This window comes from Duganella lactea (genome assembly GCF_009857505.1).
GTDB lineage: Bacteria > Pseudomonadota > Gammaproteobacteria > Burkholderiales > Burkholderiaceae_D > Rugamonas > Rugamonas lactea.
This window is the reverse complement of the sequence record NZ_WWCP01000029.1, coordinates 38,417-64,138: the sequence shown is the minus strand read 5'-3', so window position 1 is coordinate 64,138 and position 25,722 is coordinate 38,417. Positions and strand designations below refer to the sequence as shown.

Annotated in this window: 36 protein-coding genes; 34 read left to right on the top strand and 2 right to left on the bottom strand. The window is 59.6% G+C overall.

The genetic code is table 11. From position 1 onward, the window contains the following. Positions 1-164 precede the first annotated feature (164 nt). The 30 genes from rplC to GTP44_RS19960 all read left to right on the top strand — a co-directional run bounded on the left by rplC (position 165) and on the right by GTP44_RS19960 (position 17,805). The gene (rplC, locus tag GTP44_RS20105) at positions 165-821 is read left to right on the top strand and encodes a 50S ribosomal protein L3 (RefSeq protein ID WP_161020801.1); all 657 of its coding nucleotides are present in this window, start codon (positions 165-167) and stop codon (positions 819-821) included. A gap of 3 nt (positions 822-824) precedes the next feature. Beyond that, on the top strand, positions 825-1,445 hold the full coding sequence (gene rplD / locus GTP44_RS20100; RefSeq protein ID WP_160992640.1) for a 50S ribosomal protein L4: 621 nt from the start codon (positions 825-827) through the stop codon (positions 1,443-1,445). Continuing rightward, complete coding sequence (gene rplW, locus GTP44_RS20095) at positions 1,442-1,756, top strand: 50S ribosomal protein L23 (protein ID WP_090192446.1); 315 nt, start codon at positions 1,442-1,444, stop codon at positions 1,754-1,756. The genes rplD and rplW overlap by 4 nt, the downstream gene beginning before the upstream one ends. Further along, entirely contained in the window at positions 1,756-2,586 is an 831-nt protein-coding gene (rplB, locus tag GTP44_RS20090; protein WP_161020800.1) for a 50S ribosomal protein L2, read from the top strand. Before rplW ends, rplB begins: the two co-directional genes overlap by 1 nt. Before the next feature lie 9 nt (positions 2,587-2,595). Next, positions 2,596-2,871: a 30S ribosomal protein S19 gene (rpsS, locus tag GTP44_RS20085; protein WP_050409767.1), complete on the top strand. Its 276-nt coding sequence runs from the start codon at positions 2,596-2,598 to the stop codon at positions 2,869-2,871. Beyond that, positions 2,868-3,200 (top strand): 50S ribosomal protein L22, encoded by a 333-nt coding sequence (gene rplV / locus GTP44_RS20080; RefSeq protein ID WP_174864456.1) that lies wholly within the window; start codon positions 2,868-2,870, stop codon positions 3,198-3,200. Before rpsS ends, rplV begins: the two co-directional genes overlap by 4 nt. A gap of 9 nt (positions 3,201-3,209) precedes the next feature. Beyond that, positions 3,210-3,989: a 30S ribosomal protein S3 gene (gene rpsC / locus GTP44_RS20075; protein WP_090192444.1), complete on the top strand. Its 780-nt coding sequence runs from the start codon at positions 3,210-3,212 to the stop codon at positions 3,987-3,989. Positions 3,990-3,991: 2 nt separating this feature from the next. Continuing rightward, the gene (gene rplP, locus GTP44_RS20070) at positions 3,992-4,411 is read left to right on the top strand and encodes a 50S ribosomal protein L16 (RefSeq protein ID WP_090192443.1); all 420 of its coding nucleotides are present in this window, start codon (positions 3,992-3,994) and stop codon (positions 4,409-4,411) included. Between the two features lie 12 nt (positions 4,412-4,423). Beyond that, positions 4,424-4,615 (top strand): 50S ribosomal protein L29, encoded by a 192-nt coding sequence (gene rpmC, locus GTP44_RS20065; protein ID WP_090192442.1) that lies wholly within the window; start codon positions 4,424-4,426, stop codon positions 4,613-4,615. Next, positions 4,612-4,878: a 30S ribosomal protein S17 gene (gene rpsQ / locus GTP44_RS20060; RefSeq protein WP_055937633.1), complete on the top strand. Its 267-nt coding sequence runs from the start codon at positions 4,612-4,614 to the stop codon at positions 4,876-4,878. Before rpmC ends, rpsQ begins: the two co-directional genes overlap by 4 nt. A gap of 267 nt (positions 4,879-5,145) precedes the next feature. Beyond that, positions 5,146-5,514, top strand: a complete 369-nt coding sequence (gene rplN / locus GTP44_RS20055) for a 50S ribosomal protein L14 (RefSeq protein WP_008444317.1) — start codon at positions 5,146-5,148, stop codon at positions 5,512-5,514. A 10-nt stretch (positions 5,515-5,524) separates the two neighbouring features. Continuing rightward, positions 5,525-5,839: a 50S ribosomal protein L24 gene (rplX, locus tag GTP44_RS20050; protein WP_056151015.1), complete on the top strand. Its 315-nt coding sequence runs from the start codon at positions 5,525-5,527 to the stop codon at positions 5,837-5,839. A gap of 6 nt (positions 5,840-5,845) precedes the next feature. After that, positions 5,846-6,385 (top strand): 50S ribosomal protein L5, encoded by a 540-nt coding sequence (rplE, locus tag GTP44_RS20045; RefSeq protein WP_072786817.1) that lies wholly within the window; start codon positions 5,846-5,848, stop codon positions 6,383-6,385. Positions 6,386-6,391: 6 nt separating this feature from the next. Beyond that, positions 6,392-6,697 carry a 30S ribosomal protein S14 gene (gene rpsN, locus GTP44_RS20040; RefSeq protein ID WP_154361049.1) on the top strand — a complete coding sequence of 102 codons (306 nt, stop codon included), beginning with the start codon at positions 6,392-6,394 and terminating at the stop codon, positions 6,695-6,697. A gap of 14 nt (positions 6,698-6,711) precedes the next feature. After that, positions 6,712-7,107, top strand: coding sequence for a 30S ribosomal protein S8 (gene rpsH / locus GTP44_RS20035; protein ID WP_160992639.1), 396 nt, complete (start codon positions 6,712-6,714; stop codon positions 7,105-7,107). A gap of 10 nt (positions 7,108-7,117) precedes the next feature. Next, positions 7,118-7,651, top strand: coding sequence for a 50S ribosomal protein L6 (rplF, locus tag GTP44_RS20030; RefSeq protein ID WP_090192439.1), 534 nt, complete (start codon positions 7,118-7,120; stop codon positions 7,649-7,651). Positions 7,652-7,664: 13 nt separating this feature from the next. Next, positions 7,665-8,027 (top strand): 50S ribosomal protein L18, encoded by a 363-nt coding sequence (gene rplR / locus GTP44_RS20025; protein WP_090192438.1) that lies wholly within the window; start codon positions 7,665-7,667, stop codon positions 8,025-8,027. 9 nt (positions 8,028-8,036) lie between these two features. Further along, the gene (gene rpsE / locus GTP44_RS20020) at positions 8,037-8,555 is read left to right on the top strand and encodes a 30S ribosomal protein S5 (protein WP_090192437.1); all 519 of its coding nucleotides are present in this window, start codon (positions 8,037-8,039) and stop codon (positions 8,553-8,555) included. Positions 8,556-8,565: 10 nt separating this feature from the next. Further along, complete coding sequence (gene rpmD, locus GTP44_RS20015) at positions 8,566-8,748, top strand: 50S ribosomal protein L30 (RefSeq protein ID WP_090192459.1); 183 nt, start codon at positions 8,566-8,568, stop codon at positions 8,746-8,748. A gap of 25 nt (positions 8,749-8,773) precedes the next feature. Then, a complete protein-coding gene (gene rplO / locus GTP44_RS20010; protein ID WP_090192436.1) occupies positions 8,774-9,205 on the top strand; it encodes a 50S ribosomal protein L15 in 432 nt (143 codons plus the stop codon). Positions 9,206-9,235: 30 nt separating this feature from the next. Next, positions 9,236-10,570 (top strand): preprotein translocase subunit SecY, encoded by a 1,335-nt coding sequence (gene secY, locus GTP44_RS20005; RefSeq protein ID WP_090192435.1) that lies wholly within the window; start codon positions 9,236-9,238, stop codon positions 10,568-10,570. A gap of 20 nt (positions 10,571-10,590) precedes the next feature. Continuing rightward, positions 10,591-10,809, top strand: coding sequence for a translation initiation factor IF-1 (gene infA / locus GTP44_RS20000; RefSeq protein WP_005663428.1), 219 nt, complete (start codon positions 10,591-10,593; stop codon positions 10,807-10,809). Positions 10,810-10,843: 34 nt separating this feature from the next. Then, positions 10,844-10,957, top strand: coding sequence for a 50S ribosomal protein L36 (gene rpmJ / locus GTP44_RS19995; protein ID WP_005663407.1), 114 nt, complete (start codon positions 10,844-10,846; stop codon positions 10,955-10,957). A gap of 27 nt (positions 10,958-10,984) precedes the next feature. Then, positions 10,985-11,350, top strand: coding sequence for a 30S ribosomal protein S13 (rpsM, locus tag GTP44_RS19990; RefSeq protein WP_090192434.1), 366 nt, complete (start codon positions 10,985-10,987; stop codon positions 11,348-11,350). Between the two features lie 14 nt (positions 11,351-11,364). Further along, complete coding sequence (gene rpsK, locus GTP44_RS19985) at positions 11,365-11,769, top strand: 30S ribosomal protein S11 (protein WP_072786827.1); 405 nt, start codon at positions 11,365-11,367, stop codon at positions 11,767-11,769. Positions 11,770-11,970: 201 nt separating this feature from the next. Beyond that, positions 11,971-12,594: a 30S ribosomal protein S4 gene (rpsD, locus tag GTP44_RS19980; protein ID WP_092280154.1), complete on the top strand. Its 624-nt coding sequence runs from the start codon at positions 11,971-11,973 to the stop codon at positions 12,592-12,594. Positions 12,595-12,704: 110 nt separating this feature from the next. Beyond that, positions 12,705-13,682: a DNA-directed RNA polymerase subunit alpha gene (locus GTP44_RS19975; RefSeq protein WP_160992638.1), complete on the top strand. Its 978-nt coding sequence runs from the start codon at positions 12,705-12,707 to the stop codon at positions 13,680-13,682. A 175-nt stretch (positions 13,683-13,857) separates the two neighbouring features. After that, positions 13,858-14,253, top strand: a complete 396-nt coding sequence (gene rplQ / locus GTP44_RS19970; protein ID WP_090192432.1) for a 50S ribosomal protein L17 — start codon at positions 13,858-13,860, stop codon at positions 14,251-14,253. Positions 14,254-14,408: 155 nt separating this feature from the next. After that, positions 14,409-16,535, top strand: coding sequence for a TonB-dependent siderophore receptor (locus GTP44_RS19965; RefSeq protein ID WP_229256995.1), 2,127 nt, complete (start codon positions 14,409-14,411; stop codon positions 16,533-16,535). Between the two features lie 28 nt (positions 16,536-16,563). After that, the gene (locus GTP44_RS19960; RefSeq protein WP_161020798.1) at positions 16,564-17,805 is read left to right on the top strand and encodes a PepSY-associated TM helix domain-containing protein; all 1,242 of its coding nucleotides are present in this window, start codon (positions 16,564-16,566) and stop codon (positions 17,803-17,805) included. Positions 17,806-17,856: 51 nt separating this feature from the next. Here GTP44_RS19960 and GTP44_RS19955 read toward each other — a convergent pair whose 3' ends face one another. After that, positions 17,857-19,521 (bottom strand): M20/M25/M40 family metallo-hydrolase, encoded by a 1,665-nt coding sequence (locus GTP44_RS19955; protein WP_161020797.1) that lies wholly within the window; start codon positions 19,519-19,521, stop codon positions 17,857-17,859. Positions 19,522-19,656: 135 nt separating this feature from the next. Here GTP44_RS19955 and dsbD point away from each other — a divergent pair, with 135 nt between their 5' ends. After that, positions 19,657-21,591, top strand: coding sequence for a protein-disulfide reductase DsbD (gene dsbD / locus GTP44_RS19950; RefSeq protein WP_161020796.1), 1,935 nt, complete (start codon positions 19,657-19,659; stop codon positions 21,589-21,591). Here the strand turns inward: dsbD and GTP44_RS19945 are convergent, their stop codons facing one another. Then, the gene (locus tag GTP44_RS19945; protein WP_160992634.1) at positions 21,592-22,122 is read right to left on the bottom strand and encodes a Spy/CpxP family protein refolding chaperone; all 531 of its coding nucleotides are present in this window, start codon (positions 22,120-22,122) and stop codon (positions 21,592-21,594) included. A gap of 214 nt (positions 22,123-22,336) precedes the next feature. On the opposite strand from GTP44_RS19945, the gene GTP44_RS19940 reads away from it, so the two are divergent. From GTP44_RS19940 to GTP44_RS19930, 3 genes are all read left to right on the top strand, one after another. After that, positions 22,337-23,065, top strand: coding sequence for a response regulator (locus tag GTP44_RS19940; RefSeq protein WP_160992633.1), 729 nt, complete (start codon positions 22,337-22,339; stop codon positions 23,063-23,065). Further along, positions 23,062-24,417, top strand: a complete 1,356-nt coding sequence (locus GTP44_RS19935) for an ATP-binding protein (RefSeq protein ID WP_371867279.1) — start codon at positions 23,062-23,064, stop codon at positions 24,415-24,417. Before GTP44_RS19940 ends, GTP44_RS19935 begins: the two co-directional genes overlap by 4 nt. A gap of 148 nt (positions 24,418-24,565) precedes the next feature. Next, positions 24,566-25,720 carry an efflux RND transporter periplasmic adaptor subunit gene (locus GTP44_RS19930; RefSeq protein WP_160992632.1) on the top strand — a complete coding sequence of 385 codons (1,155 nt, stop codon included), beginning with the start codon at positions 24,566-24,568 and terminating at the stop codon, positions 25,718-25,720. Positions 25,721-25,722 lie beyond the last annotated feature (2 nt).

Here is a 25,722-nt window from a genome sequence, read left to right as displayed (position 1 = left end):
CGGGGCGCCGCAAAAAACTGACATACCTCGTACTAAGTTGTTGCGTCAAGCCCCAAATCAAGATACACTAGCCGGCTTCGGTATGGATTCGTCTTTTTTATGGTCCGTACTATTTTGTAGTTCAACATATCCCCGCCCAATCGTAGGTGGGAATTGGAGAAAAAATGAGCCTTGGCCTCCTCGGTCGCAAGGTTGGCATGATGCGCATCTTCACCGATGACGGGGACTCGATCCCGGTCACCGTTGTCGACGTATCGAACAACCGTGTTGCGCAAATCAAAACTCCTGAAACTGACGGCTACACCGCAGTTCAGGTCGCATATGGTCAACGTCGCGCTTCCCGCGTGACCAAAGCCGTTGCTGGTCACCACGCTAAAGCCGGTGTCGAAGCTGGTACTCTGCTGAAAGAGTTCCGCGTTGACGCCGCTAAAGCCGCCGAACTGAAAGCTGGCGAAGTTGTCGCCGTTTCGCTGTTCGAAGTCGGTCAAAAAGTCGACGTGCAAGGTGTGTCGATCGGTAAAGGCTACGCCGGTACCATCAAGCGTCACAACTTCGCTTCGGGTCGTCAGACCCACGGTAACTCGCGTTCGCACAACGTTCCAGGTTCGATTGGTATGGCGCAAGATCCAGGCCGCGTGTTCCCTGGTAAACGCATGACCGGTCACATGGGTGATGTCACCACGACCGTGCAGAACCTCGAAATCGCCCGTATCGACGCCGAACGCCAGCTGCTGCTGGTCAAAGGTGCGATCCCTGGCGCCAAAAACGGCCAGGTAGTGGTTTCGCCGGCTGTCAAAGTTAAAGCAAAGAAGGGAGCTTAAACGATGGAACTCAAGCTCTTGAACGCTCAAGGTCAAGCCGCCTCTAATGTTGCCGCAGCCGATGCCGTCTTCGGTCGCGACTACAACGAAGCCCTGATCCACCAGATCGTCGTTGCTTACCAAGCCAATGCGCGCAGCGGCAACCGTAAACAAAAAGACCGTGAAGAAGTCCACCACACGACCAAGAAGCCATGGCGCCAAAAAGGCACCGGCCGCGCACGTGCTGGTATGTCGTCGTCGCCACTGTGGCGCGGCGGTGGTCGCATCTTCCCGAACTCGCCTGACGAGAACTTTACCCACAAAGTGAACAAGAAGATGTACCGCGCCGGTATCTGCTCAATCTTGTCGCAACTGGCCCGCGAAGAGCGCCTGGTTGTGGTGGAAGATTTCGCGATCGAAGCGCCAAAAACCAAGCTGCTGTCGCAAAAGCTGACCGGCATGGGCCTGGAATCGGTACTGATCATCACCGACGTCGCCAACGAAAACCTGGAACTGGCTTCGCGCAATCTGCCGAACGTTCTGGTCGTTGAACCACGTCACGCAGATCCAATGTCCCTGGTGTTCTACAAGAAGATCGTGGTCACCAAAGCTGCATTGGCCAAGATTGAGGAGATGCTGGCATGAGCGCATTGAAATTTAGCGAAGAACGCCTGCTGAAGGTACTGGTTGCTCCAGTGATTTCCGAGAAGGCCACCATGGTCGCGGAAAAGAACGAGCAGATCGTGTTCCGTGTCACCACCGACGCGACCAAGCCAGAAATCAAGGCTGCCGTTGAACTGCTGTTCAAAGTCGAAGTGGAATCGGTGCAAACCGTGAACCGCGAAGGCAAGCAAAAGCGTTCGGGCGCCCACATCGGCCGCCGCAACCACACCAAGCGTGCTTTCGTGTGCCTGAAACCAGGCCAGGAAATCAATTTCACCGAGGAGGCTAAATAATGGCACTCGTTAAGATGAAGCCAACCTCCCCAGGCCGTCGCGGCATGGTGAAAGTTGTGAACTCGGACCTGTTCAAAGGTCGTCCGTTCGCAGCCCTGGTTGAGAAAAAATCGAAAACTGCTGGCCGTAACAACAACGGTCACATCACCACCCGCCACATCGGTGGTGGTCACAAGCAGCACTACCGCGTGATCGACTTCAAGCGTAACAGCAAGGATGGCATCCCGGCGAAAGTGGAACGTATCGAATACGATCCAAACCGCACCGCGCACATCGCGCTGCTGTGCTACGCCGATGGCGCGCGCACCTACATCATCGCCACCAAGGGCATGGCGGTGGGCGACACCGTCATGACCGGTTCGGAAGCGCCGATCAAGTCGGGCAACTGCCTGCCGATCCGCAACATCCCGGTCGGTACCGTGATGAACTGCGTCGAAATGCTGCCAGGTAAGGGTGCCCAGATGGCCCGTACCGCCGGCGCCGGCGTCGTGCTGATGGCCCGTGAAGGCACCTACGCTCAGGTGCGTCTGCGTTCGGGCGAAGTCCGTCGCGTGCACATCGAGTGCCGCGCGACCGTGGGTGAGGTCGGCAATGCCGAACACAGCCTGCGCAAGATCGGTAAAGCCGGTGCCATGCGTTGGCGCGGTGTGCGTCCTACCGTTCGCGGTGTGGTCATGAACCCGATCGACCACCCGCACGGTGGTGGTGAGGGCCGTACCGCCGCTGGTCGTCACCCAGTGTCGCCATGGGGCCAGCAGACCAAGGGTAAGAAGACTCGCAGCAACAAGCGCACTTCTTCGATGATCGTCTCGCGCCGCGGCAAGAAATAAGGATAAATCATGACTCGTTCATTGAAAAAAGGGCCGTTCTGTGACGCCCACCTGGTGAAAAAAGTCGAAGCCGCGCAAGCGACCAAAGACAAAAAGCCAATCAAAACCTGGTCCCGTCGCTCGACCATCATGCCTGACTTCATCGGCCTGACGATCGCTGTTCACAACGGCAAGCTGCACGTGCCCGTGTACGTTTCCGAGAACATGGTAGGTCACAAGCTCGGCGAATTCGCGCTGACCCGCACGTTCAAAGGCCATGCCGCTGACAAGAAGGCGAAGAAATAATGGAAACCAAAGCTATCCTCAAAGGCGTGCGCCTGTCGGACCAAAAGGGCCGCCTGGTTGCTGACCTGATCCGTGGCAAGAAAGTTGACGCCGCGCTGAACATTCTGCAGTTCAGCCCGAAAAAAGGCGCCACCATCATCAAGAAAGTGCTGGAGTCGGCCATCGCCAACGCCGAGCACAACGATGGTGCCGACATCGACGAACTGTTCGTGAAAACGATCTACGTTGAAAAGGGCCCGATCCTGAAGCGCTTCACCGCGCGTGCAAAAGGTCGTGGCGATCGCATCTCGAAACAATCGTGTCACATTTATGTGACCGTCGGCAACTAAGGAGCCACGATGGGTCAGAAAATTCATCCAACTGGTTTCCGCCTGGCGGTTACCCGTAACTGGGCTTCGCGTTGGTATGCGGGCAATGGTAACTTTGCCGCCATGCTGAACGAAGACTTGAAAGCACGTACCTACCTGAAAGCCAAGCTGAAGAACGCTTCGGTCGGCCGCATCGTCATCGAGCGTCCAGCCAAGAACGCGCGTTTCACCATCTACAGCTCGCGTCCAGGCGTGGTCATTGGTAAAAAAGGCGAGGACATCGAAGTACTGAAGTCGGCGCTGACCAAGATCATGGGCGTGCCGGTGCACGTCAATATCGAAGAAATCCGCAAGCCGGAAATCGACTCGCAGCTGATCGCCGACTCGATCGCTCAGCAGCTCGAAAAAAGGATCATGTTCCGCCGCGCGATGAAACGCGCGATGCAGAACGCGATGCGTCTGGGCGCCCTGGGCATCAAGATCATGTCGTCGGGTCGTCTGAACGGCATCGAGATCGCCCGTACCGAATGGTATCGCGAAGGCCGTGTGCCACTGCACACGCTGCGCGCTGACATCGACTACGGCACTTCGGAAGCTTCGACCACCTACGGCATTATCGGTGTCAAGGTGTGGGTCTACAAGGGTGACCGCGCGCCGAACGGCGACGCACCAGTCATCGATACCCCGCCGGACGAGAAAAAGCCACGTGGCCCACGTCGTGAAGACGGCAAACCAGCTGGCCGTCCGCGTCCAGCCGGTGCTGGTGGCGCCCGCCGCGCTGCCAAGCCAGCCGAGAAAGCAGGAGAATAATCATGCTGCAACCAGCACGCAGAAAGTATCGTAAAGAGCAGAAAGGCCGTAACACCGGCATTTCGCACAGCGCCGGCACCAACGTGTCGTTCGGCGAATTCGGTCTGAAGGCAGTTGCCCGTGGTCGTATCACGGCACGCCAAATCGAGGCGGCACGTCGCGCCATGACCCGTCACATCAAACGTGGCGGTCGTATCTGGATCCGCGTGTTCCCGGACAAACCGATCTCGAACAAGCCGGCCGAAGTCCGTATGGGTAACGGTAAAGGTAATCCAGAGTACTACGTCGCTGAAATCCGTCCGGGCAAAGTCCTGTACGAAATGGACGGCGTAGGCGAAGAACTGGCGCGCGAAGCATTCCGCCTGGCCGCTGCCAAACTGCCACTGGCGACCACCTTCGTGGTCCGTCAAGTTGGTCAATAACAGGAGTGAACTATGAAAGCATCTGAACTCCGCGGCAAAGACCAGGTAGCTCTGCAAAAAGAGCTGAATGACCTGTTGAAGGCACAATTCGGCCTGCGTATGCAAATCGCGACGCAACAGCTGAGCAACACCTCGCAGCTCAAGAAGGTACGTCGCGATATCGCACGCGTAAAAACGGTATTGAACACGAAGGAAGCAAAATGACCGAGCAAGTAAAGCTGAAGCGCACGCTGATCGGTAAAGTTGTGTCCGACAAGATGGACAAGACCGTTACCGTTCTGATCGAACGTCACGTGAAACACCCTCTGTATGGCAAGATCATCGTTCGTAGCGCCAAGTACCATGCGCACGACGAGACCAACCAGGTGAAAGCCGGTGACACGGTGGAAATCGTGGAAGGTCGCCCGATCTCCAAAACGAAGGCATGGACCGTGACTCGTGTGGTGCAAGCCGCACAAATCGTTTAATTGAAGTCAGCGCCGCCCAGACTGTGGTTTGGGCGGCGATTTTCAATTAGTTCTTGCAAGCCCGCAAAAGGTATGTAATACTTGCGGGCTTCGTTCATGTAACGCCGCAAAGTGTCTGGCCACAGACGCTGAACCGTGCGGTCAGTAGCAGTACGAAGGTCAAGCACCCAAACAGTGGGCTCTGCATGAGCGCTCTGGCGGGACCAAGACTGACCGTTAGGTCCGCATTGTGTGGATTCTTCGGCTTAAGTTGGGAAAGAGAATACTATGATTCAAACTGAAAGCCGGCTCGAAGTGGCCGACAATACCGGTGCCAAGGAAGTCATGTGCATCAAGGTATTGGGCGGCTCCAAGCGCCGTTATGCTGGCATTGGCGACGTGATCAAGGTGACCGTTAAGGTTGCTGCGCCACGCGGCCGTGTCAAAAAAGGTGAAATTTATAACGCCGTGGTAGTGCGCACCGCTAAAGGTGTTCGCCGCCAAGACGGTTCCCTGGTGAAGTTCGACGGCAATGCCGCCGTGCTGCTGAACGCCAAGCTGGAACCGATCGGTACGCGTATCTTTGGACCAGTGACGCGCGAGCTGCGCACTGAAAAGTTCATGAAGATCGTGTCCCTGGCACCTGAAGTACTGTAAGGAGTCAGCAATGGATAAGATTCGTAAAAACGACGAAGTCATCGTTCTGGCCGGTAAAGACAAGGGCAAACGCGGTGTCGTTTCGCGTCGCGTAGACGCAGAACACGTTGTGGTTGAAGGCGTCAACGTCGCGAAAAAAGCGACCAAGCCGAACCCAATGACTGGCGTTCAAGGTGGTATCGTCGACAAGACTATGCCGATTCACGTGTCCAACGTCGCGTTGTTCAACGCTGCGACTGGCAAGGCAGACCGGGTTGGTTTCAAAGATGTCGACGGCAAAAAAGTCCGCGTCTTCAAATCGTCCGGCGAAGTAGTGAAGGCTTAAGAAATCATGGCACGTCTCCAAGAATTCTATAAAGAAAAAGTCGTCGCTGACCTGACCGAAAAATTCGGTTACAAGTCGGTGATGGAAGTTCCGCGTCTGACCAAGATCACCCTGAACATGGGTGTGGGTGAGGCGATTGCGGACAAGAAGGTCCTCGAGCACGCTGTTGGCGACCTGACCAAAATCGCTGGCCAGAAGCCAGTGACCACCAAGGCACGTAAGGCCATCGCGGGTTTCAAAATCCGTGAAGGCTACCCGATCGGCACCATGGTAACCCTGCGTGGCGCCCGTATGTACGAGTTCCTGGACCGCTTCATCACCGTGGCGCTGCCGCGCGTGCGTGACTTCCGTGGTGTGAATGGCAAGGCCTTCGACGGCCGTGGCAATTACAACATCGGTGTGAAAGAGCAGATCATCTTCCCTGAGATCGAGTACGACAAGATCGATGCGCTGCGTGGTATGAATATTTCGATCACCACCACCGCTAAGACCGACGACGAAGCGAAAGCTCTGCTCGCCGCCTTCAAATTCCCGTTCAGGAACTAAGAGATCATGGCAAAACTCGCACTGATTAACCGTGAAGCGAAACGCGTGGCCCTGGCGAACAAATTCGCCGCCAAACGCGCTTCGCTCAAGGCCATCATTGATGACCAGTCGAAATCGGAAGAAGAACGTTACGAAGCGCGCCTGAAGCTGCAAGCGCTGCCACGTAACTCGGCTCCGACCCGCCAGCGTAACCGCTGCGCCGTCACCGGTCGTCCACGCGGCACCTTCCGTAAATTCGGTCTGGGCCGTATCAAGCTCCGTGAATTCGCCATGCGTGGTGAAATTCCGGGTATGACTAAAGCTAGCTGGTAATAGGAGAATAAGCAATGAGTATGAGCGATCCTATCGCCGATATGCTGACCCGCATTCGTAACGCCCAGGGCGTGCAAAAAACGACCGTGGCCATGCCATCGTCGAAAGTCAAAATTGCGATTGCCAACGTCCTCAAGGACGAGGGTTACATTGAAGATTTCGCAGTCGCTGAAGATGGCGGCAAGTCGGAACTGAAAATCGGTTTGAAGTACTACGTAGGCCGTCCTGTTATCGAGCGTCTGGAGCGTGTATCGCGTCCAGGTCTGCGCGTGTACAAAGGCAAAGACGAAATCCCTTCGGTAATGAATGGTCTGGGTGTGGCGATTGTATCGACCCCACAAGGCGTCATGACCGACCGCAAAGCACGCGCTACCGGTGTCGGCGGCGAAGTGATTTGCTACGTGGCCTAAGGAGTAAGACATGTCCCGAGTAGCTAAAATGCCAATCGCTGTGCCAGCTGGCGCTGATGTCGCCATCTCCGCACAAGCGATCACCGTCAAGGGCCCGCTGGGCGTCCTGACCCAGAGCCTGAACGGCCTGGTTAAAGTAGAAAACAACGCTGGTACCCTGAGCTTTGAGCCGTCGAACGACAGCCGCGAAGCCAACGCCATGTCCGGCACGCTGCGCGCGCTGGTCAACAACATGGTCAACGGTGTGACCAAGGGCTTCGAGAAAAAGCTGAACCTGGTCGGCGTGGGCTACAAAGCCCAGGCCGCCGGCGACAAGCTGAACCTGTCGCTGGGTTTCTCGCACCCGGTCGTCCACGCCATGCCAGAAGGCGTGACCGTGACCACCGCCACCCCGACCGAGATCGTCATCAAAGGCATCGATCGTCAAAAGGTGGGTCAGGTTGCCGCAGAAGTTCGTGCTTACCGCGCTCCGGAGCCTTACAAAGGCAAGGGCGTCCGTTATTCGGACGAAGTGGTTAAGATCAAAGAAACCAAGAAGAAGTAATTAGGGGCTGACGATGGATAAAAAAGAATCTCGTCTGCGTCGCGGACGTCAAACCCGGATCAAGATTGCTCAGATGAAAGTGAACCGCCTGTCGGTTCACCGCACCAACCTGCACATCTACGCAAACCTGATCAGCCCGGAAGCCAAAGTACTGGTTTCGGCCTCGACCGCGGAAGCGGAAGTGCGCGCCGAACTGGCTGGCCAATCGGGCAAGGGTGGCAACGCCGCCGCCGCCGCACTGGTGGGCAAACGCGTAGCAGAAAAAGCACTCAAAGCCGGTATCACCGAAGTCGCCTTCGACCGTTCCGGTTTCCGTTATCACGGCCGTGTGAAGGCGCTGGCTGAAGCCGCGCGTGAAGCCGGTCTGAAGTTCTAAGGAACGATCATGGCAAAAATGCAAGCAAAAATGGCAAGCGACAAGCCGGATGATGGCATGCGCGAAAAAATGATCGCGATCAACCGCGTGACCAAAGTGGTCAAGGGTGGTCGTATCATGGGTTTCGCCGCGCTGACCGTAGTCGGTGATGGCGATGGCCGCATCGGCATGGGCAAGGGCAAGTCGAAAGAGGTACCAGTCGGTGTGCAGAAGGCAATGGAAGAAGCCCGTCGCAACCTGATCAAAGTACCGCTGAAAAACGGCACGCTGCACCACACCGTCCTGGGTCGCCACGGCGCCTCGAAAGTCATGATGTCGCCTGCTAAACCAGGTACCGGCGTCATCGCTGGCGGCGCGATGCGCGCGATCTTCGAAGTCATGGGCGTGACCGACGTGGTCGCGAAATCGACCGGTTCGAGCAACCCGTACAACCTGGTTCGCGCCACGCTGGACGGTCTGGCCAAACTGCACACTCCTGCCGACATCGCTGCTAAACGCGGCAAGTCGGTCGAAGAGATCCTGGGTTAAGGTGAACGACATGACTACGAAAACCGTCAAAGTACAACTGGTGAAGGGCCTGATCGGCACGCGTCAAGACCACCGCGCCACCGTGCGTGGCCTGGGCCTGCGTCGCGTCAACTCGGTCGCCGAGTTGCAAGACACCCCATCGGTACGCGGCATGATCAACAAAGTGTCGTATCTCGTTAAAGTAGTTGCGTAAGCCCCGGCTTACTCACGGAGAAATCATGGAACTGAATACCATTCAACCAGCCGAAGGCGCCAAGCACTACAAGCGTCGCGTCGGCCGCGGTATCGGCTCCGGCCTGGGTAAAACCGCGGGCCGCGGCCACAAGGGTCAAAAATCGCGTTCGGGCGGCTTCCACAAAGTCGGCTTCGAAGGCGGTCAGATGCCCCTGCAACGTCGTCTGCCTAAGCGCGGTTTCAAGTCGCTCAACGCCACCTTCAAAGCTGAAGTGCGTCTGTCCGACCTGAACAACCTGGCCGTTGGCGACGTCGACATCCTGGTGCTGAAGCAAGCTGGCGTACTGAGCGTGCTGGCACGCGACGTGCGCGTCATTCTGTCCGGCGAGATCACCAAAGCGGTGAACCTCAAAGGCCTGAAAGTGACCGCTGGCGCGAAAGCCGCCATCGAAGCCGCCGGCGGCTCGGTAGCCTGAGCAACCGCACACAGCTGATCGGAGCGAAAATTGGCGACTAATCCACAATTGGCAAAAAGTGCCGCGGCTGGTTTCCCTTGGGGCCGGCTCTGGTTCCTGCTTGGCGCATTGGTGGTTTATCGTATCGGCGCTCACATCCCGGTTCCCGGGATCGATCCGGTACGATTGGCAGAGCTGTTCAAGTCGCAAGAGGGCGGCATCCTGGGCATGTTGAACATGTTCAGCGGTGGCGCGCTGTCGCGCTTCACGGTGTTTGCGCTCGGCATCACGCCTTACATCTCGGCCTCGATCATCATGCAGTTGGTGTCGATCGTCTCGCCGCAGATGGAAGCGTTGAAAAAAGAGGGCGAGGCAGGCCGTCGCAAGATCACCCAGTACACCCGGTATTTCACGGTGGTGCTGGCGCTGTTCCAGGCGTTCGGCATCGCCGTCGCGCTGGAGTCGCAGCAAGGTCTGGTGCTGGATCCAGGCATTGCCTTCCGTTTCGTGACGGTCGTTACGCTGTTGACCGGCACCATGTTCGTGATGTGGTTGGGCGAGCAAATTACCGAGCGTGGTCTCGGTAATGGCATCTCGATCATCATCTTCGCAGGTATCGTGGCCGGCTTGCCGGGCGCGCTGGGTGGCCTCGGCCAGTCGGTGTCGACCGGTCAGATGGGCGCGCTGTCGGCGATCATCATCATGATCCTGGTGGTGGCGGTGACGTTCCTGGTGGTATTCGTGGAACGTGGCCAACGCAAGATCCTGGTCAACTATGCGAAACGTCAGGTGGGTAACAAGATTTACGGTGGACAAACGTCGCACCTGCCATTGAAGTTGAATATGGCCGGCGTGATCCCACCGATCTTCGCTTCGTCGATTATCTTGTTCCCGGCAACGATCGTGGGCTGGTTCACGACGGGCGCCGACACGGCCAACCCGGTCGTCCGGTTCCTGAAAGATTTGGCTGCATCGATGGGGCCAGGCGAGCCCATCCACGCACTGTTGTACGCCATTGCGATCGTGTTTTTCTGTTTCTTCTATACAGCGCTGGTCTTCAACAGCAAGGAAACAGCGGATAACTTGAAGAAGAGCGGGGCCTTTGTGCCAGGGATTCGTCCCGGTGAGCAGACTGCCCGTTACATCGACAAGATTCTGACCCGATTGACACTGGCTGGCGCCCTCTACATCACTTTGGTGTGTTTGTTGCCGGAATTCATGCAAGCCGAGTGGAAGGTACCGTTCTATTTTGGTGGTACCTCTCTGTTGATTATTGTGGTTGTGACCATGGACTTCATGGCCCAAGTACAAAACTACGTGATGTCGCAGCAATATGAATCGCTGCTGCGCAAAGCAAACTTCAAAGGCGGAATTCCGACGCGATAAGCGCGGTTTCAATACACCGAATGGCAAAAGACGACGTCATACAGATGCAGGGCGAGATCCTGGAAAATCTCCCTAATGCAACATTTCGAGTAAAGCTGGAAAACGGCCACGTGGTGCTGGGGCATATTTCAGGTAAAATGCGGATGAACTATATCCGCATCCTGCCTGGCGATAAGGTGACGGTCGAACTGACACCTTACGACCTGTCCCGCGCCCGCATCGTGTTCCGGACCAAGTAAATTTAGATAATCGAACCTTAGAAGAGAGTTCATCATGAAAGTTAACGCCTCAGTCAAGCGGATCTGCCGCAACTGCAAGATCATCAAGCGCAAAGGCGTTGTTCGCGTAATCTGCGTCGAACCACGTCATAAACAGCGTCAAGGTTAATAACCGTTATTTATCGAGGAATAACGAATGGCACGTATTGCAGGGGTTAATATCCCAAATCACCAGCACACCGTTATCGGCCTGACGGCCATCTACGGTGTAGGCCGCCCACGCGCGAAGTTCATCTGCGCGCAAACGGGTATCGCGACCAATAAAAAGGTCAAAGATCTGGACGACAGCGAACTGGAAAAGCTGCGCGATGAAGTCGGTAAATTCATCGTCGAAGGCGACCTGCGTCGCGAACTGTCCATGAACATCAAGCGTTTGATGGATCTGGGTTGCTACCGTGGTATGCGTCACCGTAAGGGCCTGCCGGTCCGCGGTCAACGCACCCGCACCAATGCACGTACCCGCAAGGGCCCGCGCAAAGCCGCTCAATCGCTCAAGAAATAATCTAGGGAAATCACATGGCTAAGCAACAAAGCAGCGCAGCAGCAGCTCGCGTACGCAAGAAGGTCAAGAAGAACGTCGCCGAAGGTATTGCGCACGTTCACGCTTCCTTCAACAACACCATCATCACCATCACCGACCGTCAGGGCAACGCTCTGTCGTGGGCGACCTCCGGTGGTGCTGGCTTCAAGGGTTCGCGTAAATCGACCCCGTTCGCGGCGCAGGTTGCTGCTGAAGCCGCTGGTAAAGTCGCGATCGAATGCGGCGTGAAGAACCTGGAAGTGCGCATCAAGGGCCCAGGCCCGGGCCGTGAATCGGCAGTGCGCGCGCTGAACAACCTGGGCATCAAGATCACCGAGATCCAGGACGTGACGCCAGTTCCGCACAACGGCTGCCGCCCGCCAAAGCGTCGTCGTATCTAATGGCGTGACCGGCGAAGTTCTCGTAACTTCCCGGTCGTGCTGTTACACAATTCAGCTGGTGCAGGAAGCCGGGAACGGCTATACTGCCCGGCTATTGTCGTCTGTCTCCATGGCAGATGCCGCCACCGTCTGGCTCGCCGCAGACCAGACTAGCGTTCACCCGTGTGGGTTGGGACGTCATTATTTTAAAAGGAAAGCACCGTGGCACGTTATATCGGACCAAAAGCAAAACTCTCCCGCCGTGAAGGCACTGATCTGTTCCTGAAAAGCGCCCGCCGCTCGCTGGACAGCAAATGCAAACTGGACGTCAAACCAGGTCAGCACGGCGTCAAGTCGGGCGCCCGTACCTCGGACTACGGCAACCAACTGCGCGAAAAACAAAAAGTCAAACGTATGTACGGCGTGCTGGAACGTCAGTTCCGTCGCTACTTCGCCGAAGCCGACCGCCGCAAGGGCAACACCGGCGAAACCCTGCTGAAGCTGCTGGAAGCCCGTCTGGACAACGTCGCCTATCGCATGGGCTTCGGTTCGACCCGCGCTGAAGCACGTCAGCTGGTATCGCACAAAGCCTTCACCGTGAACGGCAATGTGGTCAACATCGCTTCGTACTCGGTCAAAGTCGGCGACGTCATCGCCGTGCGCGAAAAAGCCAAGAAACAAGTGCGGATCGTGGAAGCGCTGTCGCTGGCTGAACAAGTCGGCATGCCAGCCTGGGTATCGGTTGACGCCAAGAAAATGGAAGGCACCTTCAAGTCCCTGCCAGAGCGTAACGAAATCGCCAACGACGTCAACGAATCGCTGATCGTCGAGCTGTACTCGCGTTAATCTGTAGTCTAAGTAGCATCAAAACCCGCCCGCTTTTTCAAGCGGGCGTTTTCACTAATGCCATCAGCCTTATCGGCCTAACGCGCCGAGGGTATTGAAGAGGACATTTCATGCAAAACAGTTTGTTGAAACCACGTATTATCGATGTCGAGGCGCTGGGCGCCGGTCACGCCAAAGTCGTGATGGAGCCGTTCGAACGCGGCTACGGCCACACCCTGGGTAACGCGCTGCGTCGCGTGCTGCTGTCGTCGATGGTCGGCTACGCGCCAACCGAAGTGACGATCGCCGGCGTGGTGCACGAGTACTCGTCGCTGGACGGCGTGCAAGAAGACGTGGTGGACCTGCTGCTGAACCTGAAGGGCGTTGTGTTCAAAGTGCACAACCGTGACTCCGTCACCCTGACCCTGAAGAAAGAAGGCGAAGGCGCCGTGCTGGCTTCGGACATCGATCTGCCACACGACGTGGAACTGATCAACCCGAACCACGTGATCGCCCACCTGACCGCCGGCGGCAAACTGGACATGCAGATCAAGGTCGAAAAAGGCCGCGGCTATGTGCCGGGCAACGTCCGTCGCCTGTCGGAAGACACCAACAAAACCATCGGCCGCATTATCCTGGACGCGTCGTTCTCGCCAGTGCGCCGTGTGTCGTACTTCGTTGAGTCGGCTCGTGTGGAACAGCGTACCGACCTGGACAAGCTGATCATCAACATCGAAACCAACGGCGTGATCTCGCCGGAAGAAGCGATCCGCCAGTCGGCCCGCGTGCTGGTTGACCAACTGAACGTGTTCGCCGCGCTGGAAGGCACCGAAGCCGCCGCCGAAGCGCCATCGCGCGCTCCGCTGGTCGATCCGATCCTGCTGCGTCCAGTGGACGACCTGGAGCTGACCGTGCGTTCGGCCAACTGCCTGAAAGCCGAAAACATCTACTACATCGGCGACCTGATCCAGCGTTCGGAAAACGAGCTGCTGAAGACCCCGAATCTGGGCCGCAAGTCCCTGAACGAGATCAAGGAAGTCCTGGCTTCGCGCGGCCTGACCCTGGGCATGAAGCTGGAAAACTGGCCGCCTGCAGGTCTGGAAAAGTAAACAGCTTGGTGACAGTGCTGGACATCGCCTGGCGATGTTCTGCCCTGGCGCCAACTGATTAGAATTTTGCACCACCGCCCCGGCATTTCGCCGGAGCGTTCATCACTAAAACCGGTCCGCGCTCATGTTGAGCGATCGAAGAACTCGGATTTAAACATCATCGAAAGGAAGTACCATGCGTCACCGTCACGGCCTCCGTAAACTGAACCGTACCTCGTCCCACCGTCTGGCAATGCTGCGCAACATGACCGTTTCGCTGCTGCGTCATGAAGCCATCAAAACCACGCTGCCAAAAGCCAAAGAACTGCGCCGCGTGGTTGAGCCGATCCTGACCCTGGGCAAGACCGACACCCTGGCTAACAAGCGTCTGGCATTCGCCCGTCTGCGCGACCGCGAAATCGTAGGCAAACTGTTCTCGGAACTGGGCCCACGTTTTGCAAACCGTAATGGCGGCTACCTGCGCATCCTGAAAATGGGTTTCCGCGTTGGCGACAACGCTCCAATGGCTTACGTTGAGCTGCTGGACCGTCCAGAAGTCACCGCCATCGAAGACGCACCAACCGCTGAGTAATCAGCCGGTCGTCCCGTAGCACTGAAGAGCCAGGCCTAGCCTGGCTTTTTTTTCGTCTGTTAGTCAGATTCCATTGACATAAAAATGCGAATCATTATCATTACCGTTTCGATGAGGGTATCACGACTGGGGAAATGATGAATAAGCAGTTGAAAATGAGGCGACTGACCGTGCTGGTCAGTCTGGCCCTGCCGTTGCTGGCGCAGGCGGAAGCCGACGGCGGCGCGGTGTTGCCAACGGTGCAGGTCACCTCGCAGAAGCTGGGCGAGACCAGCTATACGGCCGCCAAAGCCAAGGGCGGCACGCCGCTGGACCTGTCGCTGCGCGATACGCCGCAGTCGGTCAGCGTGGTGACGCAGCAGCGCATGCAAGACCAGGGTCTGCAAACCGTGACCGACGTGGTCAACAACGTGGTCGGCATTTCCGTCAACCAGTATGAAACCAACCGCGCCGGCTTCACCGCGCGCGGCTTCGACATCGACAACCTGCAGATCGACGGCGTGCCGACCACCTGGGAGCAGTCGTGGAGTTCGGGCGAAGTGGCCAGCAGCCTGGCGCTGTACGAGCGGGTGGAGGTGGTGCGCGGCGCCACCGGCCTGATGACCGGCGCCGGCAATCCGTCGGCCGCCATCAACCTGGTGCGCAAGCGCGCGACCGCGAGGGAACTGACCGGCTCCGCCGAGATCGGCATCGGCAACTGGAACGCGCGCCGCGCCCAAGCCGACGTCTCCACCGCGTTGACCAAGGATGGCTCGGTGCGTGCCCGCGTGGTCGGCGAGTATACCGATGCCGACAGCTGGGTCAACTTGCTGGGCAATAAGAGCAAGACCCTCTACGCCACCGTCGAAGCCGACCTGACGCCAAACACCGTGCTGGACGTCGGCTTCAGCCGTCAGGAAAACAACGTCAAGAGCCCGATGTGGGGCGGCCTGTCGTACTGGTACACCAACGGCAAGCAGACCAACTGGGACGTCTCCAAGACCGCGGCGGCCGGCTGGACGCACTGGAACAACTCCTACAACAACGCTTTCGCCAATCTGCGGCACACCTTCGACAACGGCTGGAAACTGGATGCCAGCCTCACGCGCGGCGACCGCCGTGGCGACTCGCAGCTGCTCTATCTGTATGGCTACGCCGACGCCACCACCGGCGTTGGCCTGTCCCCGTTCGCCGGCTCGTATCTGACCCGCACCGAGCAGACCAATGCCAACCTGCAGGTCTCCGGCCCGTTCCAGTTGGGCGGACGCAAGCATGAAGCGGCGTTCGGCTATATGTACTCCAAGGCGGACTTCACCTCTGACCGCCGTCCGGAAGGCGCGCTGGCCGACATCGGCAATTACAACAACTGGAACGGCGCCGCCTATCCGGAGCCAACCTGGGGCGCGGCCATCCGCTACGCGGACAGCGTCACCAGGCAGGAGGCCGTGTACGGCGTCGCGCGCTTGTCGATCACCGATCCACTGAAACTGATCGTCGGCGCCCGTGTGACCAACTACAAGAAAACCGGTCAGGAGACTGGAAGCGCCGCCTACGCGCTGAAGAACGATAACGAGATCACGCCGTATGGCGGTCTGGTCTATGACATCAACGATACCTACTCCGCCTACGCCAGCTACACCAGCATCTTCCAGCCGCAGAATTACCGGAGCAGGAGCGGCAAGACGCTAGATCCGGTCACCGGCAAAAGTGGCGAAGTCGGCGTCAAGGGCGAATACCTCGACGGCAAGGTGAATGCCTCGCTGAGTGTGTTTCACATCAAGCAGGACAATCTGGCGCAGTCCGATGGCCTTGGCACCGATGGCAACCCGGTCTACAAGGGTGTGGACGGCGCCACCAGCCGTGGCCTTGAGCTGGAGCTGAACGGTGAATTGGCACGCGGCTGGAACGCCAGTGCCGGCTACAGCATCTTCCGCGCCAAAGACGCCACTGGCGCCGATTTCAACAGCATTTATCCGCGCAAGCTGCTCCGTGTCTTTACCACGTATAACTTTGCCGGCGAGCTGAGCCGGCTGACCGTGGGCGGCGGCGTCAACTGGGAAGGCCGGACTTACACGACCGACCCGAATGCGCCGGACTTCGCCGCCAACCATGGGCTGATCAACCAAGACAGCTTTGCGACGGTGAACCTGATGGCGCGCTACGACATCAGCAGCAAGCTGTCGGCCCAGCTGAACGTGGCCAACGCGACCGACAAGCAGCACTTCGGCATGTTTGCGGCCTATGGCGCCATTACTTATGCCGCACCGCGCACCACCTCGCTGACCTTGAAATACAAGTTCTAACGCCAACGCCAATTTTTGAGGATGACCCATGCGCGCCTTTTGGACCTTGGTACACCGATATCTCGGCCTGCTGACCGCAGGGTTTTTGTTTATCAGCGGCGTGACCGGCGCCATCATCTCGTGGGATCACGAGCTGGACGACGTGCTCAACCCGCACCTGATGGAAGCCCATACGCCCGGCACGCCGCAACCGTCACTGGCGCTGGCCAGGCAGGTCGAGGCGCGCTATCCGCAGATTCTCGTCTCCTTCATTCCGATTCAGATCGAGAAGGGTGACGCGATCGCCTTTGGCGTATCGCCACGATTGAACCCGGCCACCGGCAAGCTGTACGAGCCTGGTTTTAACCAGATATTCATCGATCCGGTTAGTGGCGCCGAGTTGGGCAAACGGGAATGGGGCGCGGTGTGGCCGATTACCAAGGAAACGTTTGTCTCGTTTCTGTATCGCCTGCATTACACACTGCATATTCCAGAAATATGGGGCATCGACCGCTGGGGTATATGGCTGATGGGTGGTATAGCGATGATCTGGGTGGTGGATAGTTTTGTTGGTTTCTATCTGACTCTGCCATTGCGCCGTAAAGAGGCCAGCAAACCATGGCTACAACGCTGGAAACCCGCCTGGAAAGTCCGCTGGAAGGGCGGCAGCAATAAACTGAATTTCGATTTGCATCGCGCATTCAGTTTATGGACTTGGGGATTGCTGATTATTTTGTCCTTTACCGCATTCTCGCTGAATCTGTATAGCGAGATTTTCTATCCGGTCATGAGCAAAATATCCAAAGTCACGCCTACGCCTTTCGATACCATTCCCATGGCTCCATTAGATCAGTTGCATACGCCAAAAGTGAGTTATGCCGTGGTGGTGGAAACGGCGGCGCAGGAAGCCGCACAGCGCAAATGGGAAGAGCCGGTCGGCGCGGTTTTCTATGCCAACGCATTTAATGTATATGGCGTGAGTTTCTATAAACCAGGTGACGATCACGGCGCCGGCGGCGTTGGTCCGGCTTATTTATATTATGACGGCGCCAACGGCAAGCTACTGGGTGAACGTCTGCCGTGGAAAGGCACGGCGGCGGACATCTTTGTGCAGGCGCAATTCCCGCTGCATTCGGGCCGCATCCTGGGAATGCCGGGCCGCATCCTGATGTCGGTAATGGGCGTCGTGGTGGCGATGCTGAGCGTGACGGGCGTGATCATCTGGTGGCGCAAACGCGCATCGCGTGTGGTTACGGCAGAGCGACGCGCCGGTGATTTGGCGGAGGCTTAATGCAGAGTGCGTGCCAGAAATTGGCACGTACTCGCTAATTTTGAGCGTGAATTACTTCAGGCGGCGGTCGCCGGCGGCTTTGAACTCGGAGCCGGCATGCCACGTTGGCGTGACGCCCTGGGCAATATCCAGCCCGACCTGGAACAACAGCTGGATATCTTGTACGCCGCCGCTGAAGTCCCAGTCGGTGCGGAAGCTGTCAGTCACCTGATGGTAATCGTGCGTGAAATAGTTATTCACCACTTCGGTGGCGTAGTTATCCGGCTTATTCAAATAGCCGCTGCGCGCCTTGGTATATAAAACCGGCACGCCGGCGCGCGCAAATTCCAATTGATCCGCGCGGTAGAAACTTCCCAATTCAGGACGCGAATCTTTTTCCATTAAACGGCCCTGCGTTTTGGCGTATTTTTCCAGTATTCCATCGATGCTGGAATGGCCGGAGGTGACGTTTTCTATCTGTCGCGTTTTGCCCCAGGCGTTGATGCCATCGATATTGATATTGGCGACCGTGTTTTTCAGCGGATAAAGCGGATGTGCGGCATAATATTTCGCGCCGAGCAAACCTTTCTCCTCGGCGGTGGTGGCGATAAACAGGATCGAGCGCTTCGGTGCTTTGGGCAGAGCTTTATATGCCTTCGCCAGTTCCAGTAATGCGGAAACACCGGAGGCGTTATCCAGCGCGCCATAATAGATCTTGCCTGTTTTGCCATCCACGCCTAAATGGTCCCAGTGGGCGCTGTAAATCACATACTCGTTTTTTAGTTTGGGATCGCTGCCTTCGATTTTCGCCACCACGTTATTCGAATTCACGGTGCGCGAAATATTCGCCACGTTGAAATCGGCCGTGCCTTTCAGGCTGACCGGGCGGAAGTCCTTGCTCAGCGCCTGTTTTTTGAGCGTGTCGAAATCGTAGCCGGCGGCGGCCAGCATCGCTTTGGCCTTGTCCAGCTGAATCCAGCCCGGCACCGCCGGCGCGTCCGGATCGTCGCCGTCGCGCAGCAGGCTGAACTGTTCGCTGTTGCCGCCGCTGCGCACCACGTCCCATGGATAGGCGGCCGGTTTGGTTTCATGAATGATGATGGCCGCCGCCGCGCCCAGCTTGGCGGCGATTTCGTATTTGTAGGTCCAGCGGCCGTAGTAGGTCATGGCCTTGCCCTTGAACATGTTCGGGTCCAGCTCGGCGGGATGGTTCGGATCGGGGATGGCGGGGTCGTTAATCAGCATCAGGATGGTTTTGCCGCGCACATCGACGCCCTTGTAATCGTCCCAGCCGTACTCCGGCGCCTGCACGCCGTAGCCGACGAAGACGAGTTCCGAGTTGTTAACGTTGACGGTCGATGGCTGGCTGGTCGAATGCGCGACAAAATCGTCCTCGAACTTCAGCGCGACTTGCTTGCCGCCGATGGTGTAACTGAAGTCCGGCGACGGCTTCTGGCCGCGCATCGGCACCGCCTGCACCCAGCCGCCGTCCGGATTGCCGGGCTTGAGACCCAGTTTCTTGAATTCCTGCCGCAGGTAGGCGACGGTTTTGGCTTCGCCGGGCGTGCCGGGGGCGCGGCCTTCGAATTCGTCGGAGGCCAGGGTTTGGATGTGGGCGGTCAGATCCTGGGCGGAAATGGCGTTCAGGGCCTTGGCCGGCGCCTGCGCGCAGGCGGGCAGGGCGCTCAGCGCGCTCAACGCGAGCATGGTCAATAGCAGGGGACGGCGAGGGGACATGGGCTGGAACTCCTTGCGATGAAAGAAACAAGTTTCGCATATATCAAGCTTTTAAGGCCGCGCTCAGGCGGGAAAAACGTCATCGGTGTACTATGCGGTTGCTCCAACGAACAGTTCCCTTGAGAGAAAGCCGTCATGCTCCGTTTCGCCCGATTGTTTGCGCCCCTGCTGGCGCTGATTGCGCTGCTGTTGCAGCCCGCCCATGCCGCTGATGAATTCCTGGATCCGTCGGAGGCGTTCAAGTTTTCGGCGCGCATGGTGGATGGCCACACGGCGCAGGTGACGTTCCAGATCGCCGACGGCTACTACATGTATCGCGAGCGTTTCAAGTTCAGCGCGCAGGGCGCCAAGCTGGGCGCGCCGCAAATCCCGCCGGGCACGGTGCACTATGACGAAACCTTCGCCAAGGATGTCGAGACCTATCGCAAGAGCGTGACGATCACGCTGGCGGTGGACGGCAACGGGCCGTTCACGCTGCTGGTGGGCGGGCAGGGATGTTCCGAGAAGGGGCTGTGTTACGCGCCGCAGGATTACAAGGCTTCGCTGACCGCCAGCGGCGCGGTGCCGATTCCGGCCGCCGCCCCGGCCGTTCCAGCCGCGACAGTCGCTTCTGAGGCGGCCGCGACGCCGCCCGCCACGCCCGCCAAGGTCGCCGCAGGGCAGGGCGCCGTCAACGAGGGCGTCAATGGCGGCAAGGCCGCCGCGCTGACGCCGGGCGTCAAGATTTACACCATCCCCAACCCGACCGCGACCGACATCGTGCCGCCAGCCCCCGCCGCCGTCGCGCCGGCGCCGGCGCCGGTCAACGAATCCGGTCGCCTGGAGGCCGCTCTGAAATCCGGCAAGCTGCTGGTGATCCTGCCGCTGTTCGCCCTGCTGGGCCTGGGGCTGTCGTTCACGCCCTGCGTGCTGCCGATGGTGCCTATCCTGTCGTCGATCATCGTCGGCGAAGGCGCCAATACCACCCGCGGCCGTGGCTTGGCGCTGTCGGCGACGTATGCGCTGGGCATGGCGCTGGTCTACACCGCGCTGGGTGTGGCCGCTGGTCTGGCCGGCGAAGGCCTGGCCAGCGCGCTGCAAAATCCATGGGTGCTCGGCGCGTTCGCCCTGCTGATGGCGCTGCTGTCGCTGTCGATGTTCGGCTTCTACGAGCTGCAAGTTCCGGCGGCGCTGCAAAGCAAGCTGAGCGCGGCGTCCAATCGTCAGGCCTCCGGCAAGCTGGCCGGCGTGTTCATCATGGGCGCGATTTCCGCGCTGATCGTCGGCCCGTGCGTGGCCGCGCCGCTGGCGGCCGCGCTGGTCTACATCAGCCAGTCGCGCGACGTGGTTATTGGCGGCGCCGCGCTGTTTGCCATGGCGGTCGGCATGAGTGTGCCGCTGTTGCTGGTCGGCGTTTCGGCCGGCACGCTGCTGCCCAAAGCCGGCGTGTGGATGGACAACGTCAAGCGCTTCTTTGGCGTGCTGATGCTGGCGGTCGGTTGGTGGCTGGTGTCGCCGGTCTTGCCGGGCGCCGTGCAGATGATGGGCTGGGCCGCGCTGCTGGTCGGCTACGGCATGTATCTGCTGCTAAACAAAGGGCAATGGATCGCCAAATCGGTCGGCCTGATCGCCGCCGTGCTGGGCCTCATGCAACTAGTCGGCGTGGTCAGCGGTGGCCGCGATCCGCTGGCGCCATTGGCCCACCTCGGCGGCGCGAACGCCGCGCACGAAGCGCCGCTGGCCTTCCAGCGCGTCAAGACCGTGCAGCAACTTGACGCCGTTCTGGCGCAGACCAACGGCAAAACCGTGATGCTGGACTTCTACGCCGACTGGTGCGTGTCCTGCAAGGAAATGGAAAAACTGACCTTTGTCGATCCGGGCGTGCGCGCCAGGCTGGCCAACACCCTGCTGCTGCAAGTCGACGTCACCGCCAACGATGACGACGACAAGGCGATGCTGAAACGCTTCGGCCTGTTCGGCCCGCCGGGCATCATCCTGTTCGACCGCCAAGGCAAGGAAATCCCGAACTCGCGCGTGATCGGCTTCCAGGATGCGGCGAAGTTCGCCGCATCCCTGTCCGTGCTGAACTGATCAGCCCTGACGCGGGGCCGAGCCACCCCAGCCTTCGTGATGCTCGCCGCGACCCCAGCCGCGATGGCCGTGATGTTTCCAGTGGCCGCGCGGGTTGGCCAGGCCGTGTTCATCGAACAGCGTCTGCTGCGCTGGATTCAACTGGCTGTAGAAGGCGCTCACGGCTTTCACGCGGGTTTCCAGGAACGCTACACGCTTCTTGGTCATGTCCAGCGCCAGGTTCAGGCGCTCCGGCGCGGTCAGCTGGTTCATTGGTTTGCGCTCGGGACGCTGGCCGTCGAACGCCGCCGGCTTGATGGCGGCCTGATAGTTGGCCCAGGCCGATTCCTGTTGCGTGGTCAGTTTCAGCAGATCATGCAGGCGCGCCTGGCGCTTGGCGTACATATCGGCCATCTTGGCCTGCATTTGCTCCCTGGTCGGATGTGGCTTGGCGCCATGCGCCTGCGGTGCTGGCTGCGTTTCCTGAGCGTGCGCGGCGGCCATGCCCAGTACGGTGAAACCGATCAGTATGCTTTTGCGTAAGATGTTCATGGTCGTTCCTTCATCGTTGAGAGTTCATCAATCGCCGCACAAGTGTGCCGCGTTGGAACCATCTTGATCGCCGAAGGTTGCTCTTACGTTGCGCCGACGCCGGTTTTTGTATCCAGATGTTAAGCAGCGGGTTCAACCAAGTCCAACCAAGTCCAACTAGGCCGATATACAAGACGATACAATAGCCGCATGGTCTTCAATGGATAATGACGGCATGGAACCAACATCTACTATCTTGATTGTCGACGATGATCGCGACATCCGCACCTTGCTGGCCGATTACCTGGAATCGAACGGCTACCGCGCCCTGTGCGCCGCCGATGGCACCGCCATGTGGAAACTGCTGGACGAGGGCCGGCCGGAACTGGTCGTGCTCGACCTGAACCTGCCGGGCGACGACGGCCTGACGCTGTGCCGCAAGCTGCGCGCCCACTCGACACTGCCGGTGATCATGCTGACCGCCCGCAACGAGCCGCTGGACCGCATCCTCGGCCTGGAGATGGGCGCCGACGATTACCTGCCGAAGCCGTTCGAGCCGCGCGAGCTGCTGGCGCGCATCCGCAGCGTTCTGCGCCGCAGCAACGCCATGCCGGTCGGCGTCGGCGCCGACAAGGCGCAACAGATGAAATTCTCCGGCTGGACACTGGACCTGACCGCGCGCCATCTGCTCAATCCGGACGGCATCGTCATCATGCTGTCGGGCGCGGAATTCCGCCTGCTGAAGGTGTTCCTGGAGCATCCGAACCGCGTGCTCAACCGTGACCAGCTGCTGAACCTGACGCAAGGCCGCGACGCCGATCCGTTCGACCGCTCGATCGACATCCAGATCAGTCGCCTGCGCCAGAAGCTGGGCGAGGACGCGCGCATGCCGCAAATCATCAAGACCGTGCGCAACGGCGGCTACGTGCTGGCCGGCCAGGTCAGCGTGGAGCCGCAAGCGTGAAAACCTTCGTCGGCTCGATGACCGGGCGCGTGTTTCTGGTGCTGCTGTTGGGCATCGTCGCCTCGGCGGCGCTGACCCAGTGGCTGGCCGTCAACGAACGCACCCGCGCGCTGGAGCGCTACCGCGATTTCCACGCGCTCGAACGCGCCGAGCAGTTGATCACCACCGCCGACGTCATGCCGGAAAGCGCCCGCCCGACCTTTCTGGTGGCGGCCGCGCGCGGCACCGTCAAGCTGGAGTGGAGCGACGCCGGGCAGGCGCCGGTCTTGCCGCCGACCGAATTCTCCAGCGCGCTGCAGCAGCGCCTCGGCGAGCGTTACAAGCTGACCCCGCTGGACGAGCATCCGGCCGCCTGCGACCAGCCGCGCCAGACCGCCACCCTGTTCGCTTCCAGCCAATGGAAGGGCACCTGCGAAACCATGAACGTGCGCCTGTTCGACGGCCAGCTGCTCAAGCTGTCGGTGCTGCCGCCGCGCCAGGCGCCGGCCTCGACCAACAGCGAGCTGCTGTCGCTGACGCCGTTCCTGCTGTCGATCGCCTTCCTCGCCTACTGGGTGGCGCGCATGTCGATGCGTCCGCTCAAGCGGCTGGCGCAGGCGGCCAAGGACCTCGGCAACGACATCAACCACCCGCCGGTGGTGCTGAGCGGCGCGGCCGAGATCCGCCAGGCCAGCGCCGCCTTCAACGCCATGCAGGCGCGCATCCGCCAGCACATCACGCAGCGCACGCAGATGCTGGCCGCCATCACCCACGATTTGCAGACGCCGCTGACGCGGCTGCGGCTGCGGCTGGAAAAGGTCAACGACGACGAGCTCAAGCAGCGGCTGATCGACGACCTGTCGGCCATGCAGCAAATGGTCAAGGAGGGACTGGACCTGGCGCGCAGCATGGACTCGACCGAGACCATGCAGGCGCTGGACCTCGACGCGCTGCTCGACAGCGTGTGCAGCGACGCCACCGACGTCGGCCAGCAGGTCGAGTTGCGTGGCCGCGCGGCGATGGCGCTGATGGGCCGGCCGCTGGCGATCCGCCGCTGCCTGGTCAACCTGATCGACAACGCCGTCAAGTACGGCCGCTACGCCCATGTGACGGTGGAGCGGCTGGCGGGCGCGGCGCGCATCCGTATCCGCGACGGCGGTCCCGGCATAGCGCCGGACCAGATGGCGCGGGTCTTCGAGCCGTTTTATCGGATCGAAACCTCGCGCTCGCGCGAATCCGGCGGTACCGGGCTGGGCTTGACGATCGCCCGCAACATCGCCGAACAACATGGTGCCGCCGTCACCTTGGCCAACCATCAGGATGGTGGCCTGGAAGTGACGCTGGTGGTGCCGGAGTACTACGCCGGCCACTGATCCGGCCAACAATGCGCCGACCCGCCCGGCCACCGCGCAAAAAAGCGTGCGCCGGTAAGACAGGTGCGGTTTTTCTTGTGGATACTATGCGACAATATTTCGCCCATGCGCGGCGGCAATATTTTTCGACGCTGAGAATATTATTAAAATGAAAAAATCTTCGATAGCATCCCTGGTCGGCATGACGCTCGTTGTGGGTGGCGGCATCTGGTACGCCCTGCACGGCGGCGGTCATGCGCCGGCCGGCGGCAAAATGAACGGCAACGCGCCGCAAGGGCCGACCACCGTCAGCATCGTGGCGCCGAAAACACAGGATGTGCCGGTCACGCTGCAGGCCAACGGCACGGTCACGCCGATCAGTACGGTCGACCTGCATCCGCAGACCACCAGCACCATCGCCAAGGTGCATATCCAGGAAGGGCAGTTCGTCAAATCCGGCGAGCTGATGTTCACGCTGGATGACCGCAGCGAGCGCGCCAACCTCGACAAGGCGCAGGCGCAGGTCGAACGCGACCGCGCCGCGCTGGCCGATTACCAGCGCCAGTACCAGCGCGCGCTGGAATTGCTGGAGAAAAAATTCATCGCCCAGGGCGCGGTCGACACGCTCAAGTCGCAGGTCGATTCGGCGCGGGCGCTGCTGCAGGCCGACATCGCCGCCGCGCGCGCCGCCGGCGTCGACGCCAGCTACACCGCGATCCGCGCGCCGATGAACGGCCGGGTCGGCGCCATCAACGTCTATCCGGGCAGCCTGGTGCAGATGACCACCTTGCTGACCTCGGTCACCCAGCTGGACCCGATCACGGTCGCCTTCACGCTGCCGGAAACCGCGCTGGCCGGCCTGATGGCGGCGCAGCGCGCCGGCGCGGTGCCGGTGCAGGCGACGCTGGACAATTCGAGCGTGGCCGTCAACGGCAAGCTCAGCTTCATCGACAACACGGTCGATCCGGTGGCCGGCGTGATCCGCGTCAAGGCGCAGTTCGATAACAAGGACACCGCGCTGTGGCCGGGCCAGTACGTCAACACCCGGCTGATCGCGCAGGTCCTCAAGGACGCCACGGTGATCCCGCAAAACGCTATCATCAGCAACACGCGCGGCACGTTTGTGTACGCGGTGGACAAGGACCAGTCCGCCAAAGTGGTCCCCATCAAGCGCCTGTACGCCTTTGGCGAGCAGGCCGCCGTGTCCGGCCTGAACGGCGATGAGCAGGTGATCGTCGACGGCAAGCAGAATCTGCGGCCGGGCGGCAAAGTGCGCATCGCCGCCGCCGACAAGCCGGCCGATGGCCCCAAACAGAAAGGCTAAGC

Bases quoted from the DNA above. Each gene is read 5' to 3' on its own strand.
- rplQ (WP_090192432.1), top strand. From the start codon at position 13,858: ATGCGTCACCGTCACGGCCTCCGTAAACTGAACCGTACCTCGTCCCAC.
- GTP44_RS19940 (WP_160992633.1), top strand. From the start codon at position 22,337: ATGGAACCAACATCTACTATCTTGATTGTCGACGATGATCGCGACATC.
- rplN (WP_008444317.1), top strand. From the start codon at position 5,146: ATGATTCAAACTGAAAGCCGGCTCGAAGTGGCCGACAATACCGGTGCC.
- rplX (WP_056151015.1), top strand. From the start codon at position 5,525: ATGGATAAGATTCGTAAAAACGACGAAGTCATCGTTCTGGCCGGTAAA.
- GTP44_RS19960 (WP_161020798.1), top strand. From the start codon at position 16,564: ATGCGCGCCTTTTGGACCTTGGTACACCGATATCTCGGCCTGCTGACC.
- rpsS (WP_050409767.1), top strand. From the start codon at position 2,596: ATGACTCGTTCATTGAAAAAAGGGCCGTTCTGTGACGCCCACCTGGTG.
- rpsE (WP_090192437.1), top strand. From the start codon at position 8,037: ATGGCAAAAATGCAAGCAAAAATGGCAAGCGACAAGCCGGATGATGGC.
- rpsQ (WP_055937633.1), top strand. From the start codon at position 4,612: ATGACCGAGCAAGTAAAGCTGAAGCGCACGCTGATCGGTAAAGTTGTG.
- GTP44_RS19955 (WP_161020797.1), bottom strand. From the start codon at position 19,521: ATGTCCCCTCGCCGTCCCCTGCTATTGACCATGCTCGCGTTGAGCGCG.
- rplF (WP_090192439.1), top strand. From the start codon at position 7,118: ATGTCCCGAGTAGCTAAAATGCCAATCGCTGTGCCAGCTGGCGCTGAT.
- rplD (WP_160992640.1), top strand. From the start codon at position 825: ATGGAACTCAAGCTCTTGAACGCTCAAGGTCAAGCCGCCTCTAATGTT.
- rplC (WP_161020801.1), top strand. From the start codon at position 165: ATGAGCCTTGGCCTCCTCGGTCGCAAGGTTGGCATGATGCGCATCTTC.
- infA (WP_005663428.1), top strand. From the start codon at position 10,591: ATGGCAAAAGACGACGTCATACAGATGCAGGGCGAGATCCTGGAAAAT.
- GTP44_RS19975 (WP_160992638.1), top strand. From the start codon at position 12,705: ATGCAAAACAGTTTGTTGAAACCACGTATTATCGATGTCGAGGCGCTG.
- rpmD (WP_090192459.1), top strand. From the start codon at position 8,566: ATGACTACGAAAACCGTCAAAGTACAACTGGTGAAGGGCCTGATCGGC.
- rpsH (WP_160992639.1), top strand. From the start codon at position 6,712: ATGAGTATGAGCGATCCTATCGCCGATATGCTGACCCGCATTCGTAAC.
- rpmJ (WP_005663407.1), top strand. From the start codon at position 10,844: ATGAAAGTTAACGCCTCAGTCAAGCGGATCTGCCGCAACTGCAAGATC.
- rplR (WP_090192438.1), top strand. From the start codon at position 7,665: ATGGATAAAAAAGAATCTCGTCTGCGTCGCGGACGTCAAACCCGGATC.
- rpsC (WP_090192444.1), top strand. From the start codon at position 3,210: ATGGGTCAGAAAATTCATCCAACTGGTTTCCGCCTGGCGGTTACCCGT.
- rplE (WP_072786817.1), top strand. From the start codon at position 5,846: ATGGCACGTCTCCAAGAATTCTATAAAGAAAAAGTCGTCGCTGACCTG.
- rpsK (WP_072786827.1), top strand. From the start codon at position 11,365: ATGGCTAAGCAACAAAGCAGCGCAGCAGCAGCTCGCGTACGCAAGAAG.
- GTP44_RS19930 (WP_160992632.1), top strand. From the start codon at position 24,566: ATGAAAAAATCTTCGATAGCATCCCTGGTCGGCATGACGCTCGTTGTG.
- rpsN (WP_154361049.1), top strand. From the start codon at position 6,392: ATGGCAAAACTCGCACTGATTAACCGTGAAGCGAAACGCGTGGCCCTG.
- rpsM (WP_090192434.1), top strand. From the start codon at position 10,985: ATGGCACGTATTGCAGGGGTTAATATCCCAAATCACCAGCACACCGTT.
- rplO (WP_090192436.1), top strand. From the start codon at position 8,774: ATGGAACTGAATACCATTCAACCAGCCGAAGGCGCCAAGCACTACAAG.
- rplW (WP_090192446.1), top strand. From the start codon at position 1,442: ATGAGCGCATTGAAATTTAGCGAAGAACGCCTGCTGAAGGTACTGGTT.
- rpmC (WP_090192442.1), top strand. From the start codon at position 4,424: ATGAAAGCATCTGAACTCCGCGGCAAAGACCAGGTAGCTCTGCAAAAA.
- dsbD (WP_161020796.1), top strand. From the start codon at position 19,657: ATGCTCCGTTTCGCCCGATTGTTTGCGCCCCTGCTGGCGCTGATTGCG.
- GTP44_RS19945 (WP_160992634.1), bottom strand. From the start codon at position 22,122: ATGAACATCTTACGCAAAAGCATACTGATCGGTTTCACCGTACTGGGC.
- rplB (WP_161020800.1), top strand. From the start codon at position 1,756: ATGGCACTCGTTAAGATGAAGCCAACCTCCCCAGGCCGTCGCGGCATG.
- rplP (WP_090192443.1), top strand. From the start codon at position 3,992: ATGCTGCAACCAGCACGCAGAAAGTATCGTAAAGAGCAGAAAGGCCGT.
- GTP44_RS19965 (WP_229256995.1), top strand. From the start codon at position 14,409: ATGAGGCGACTGACCGTGCTGGTCAGTCTGGCCCTGCCGTTGCTGGCG.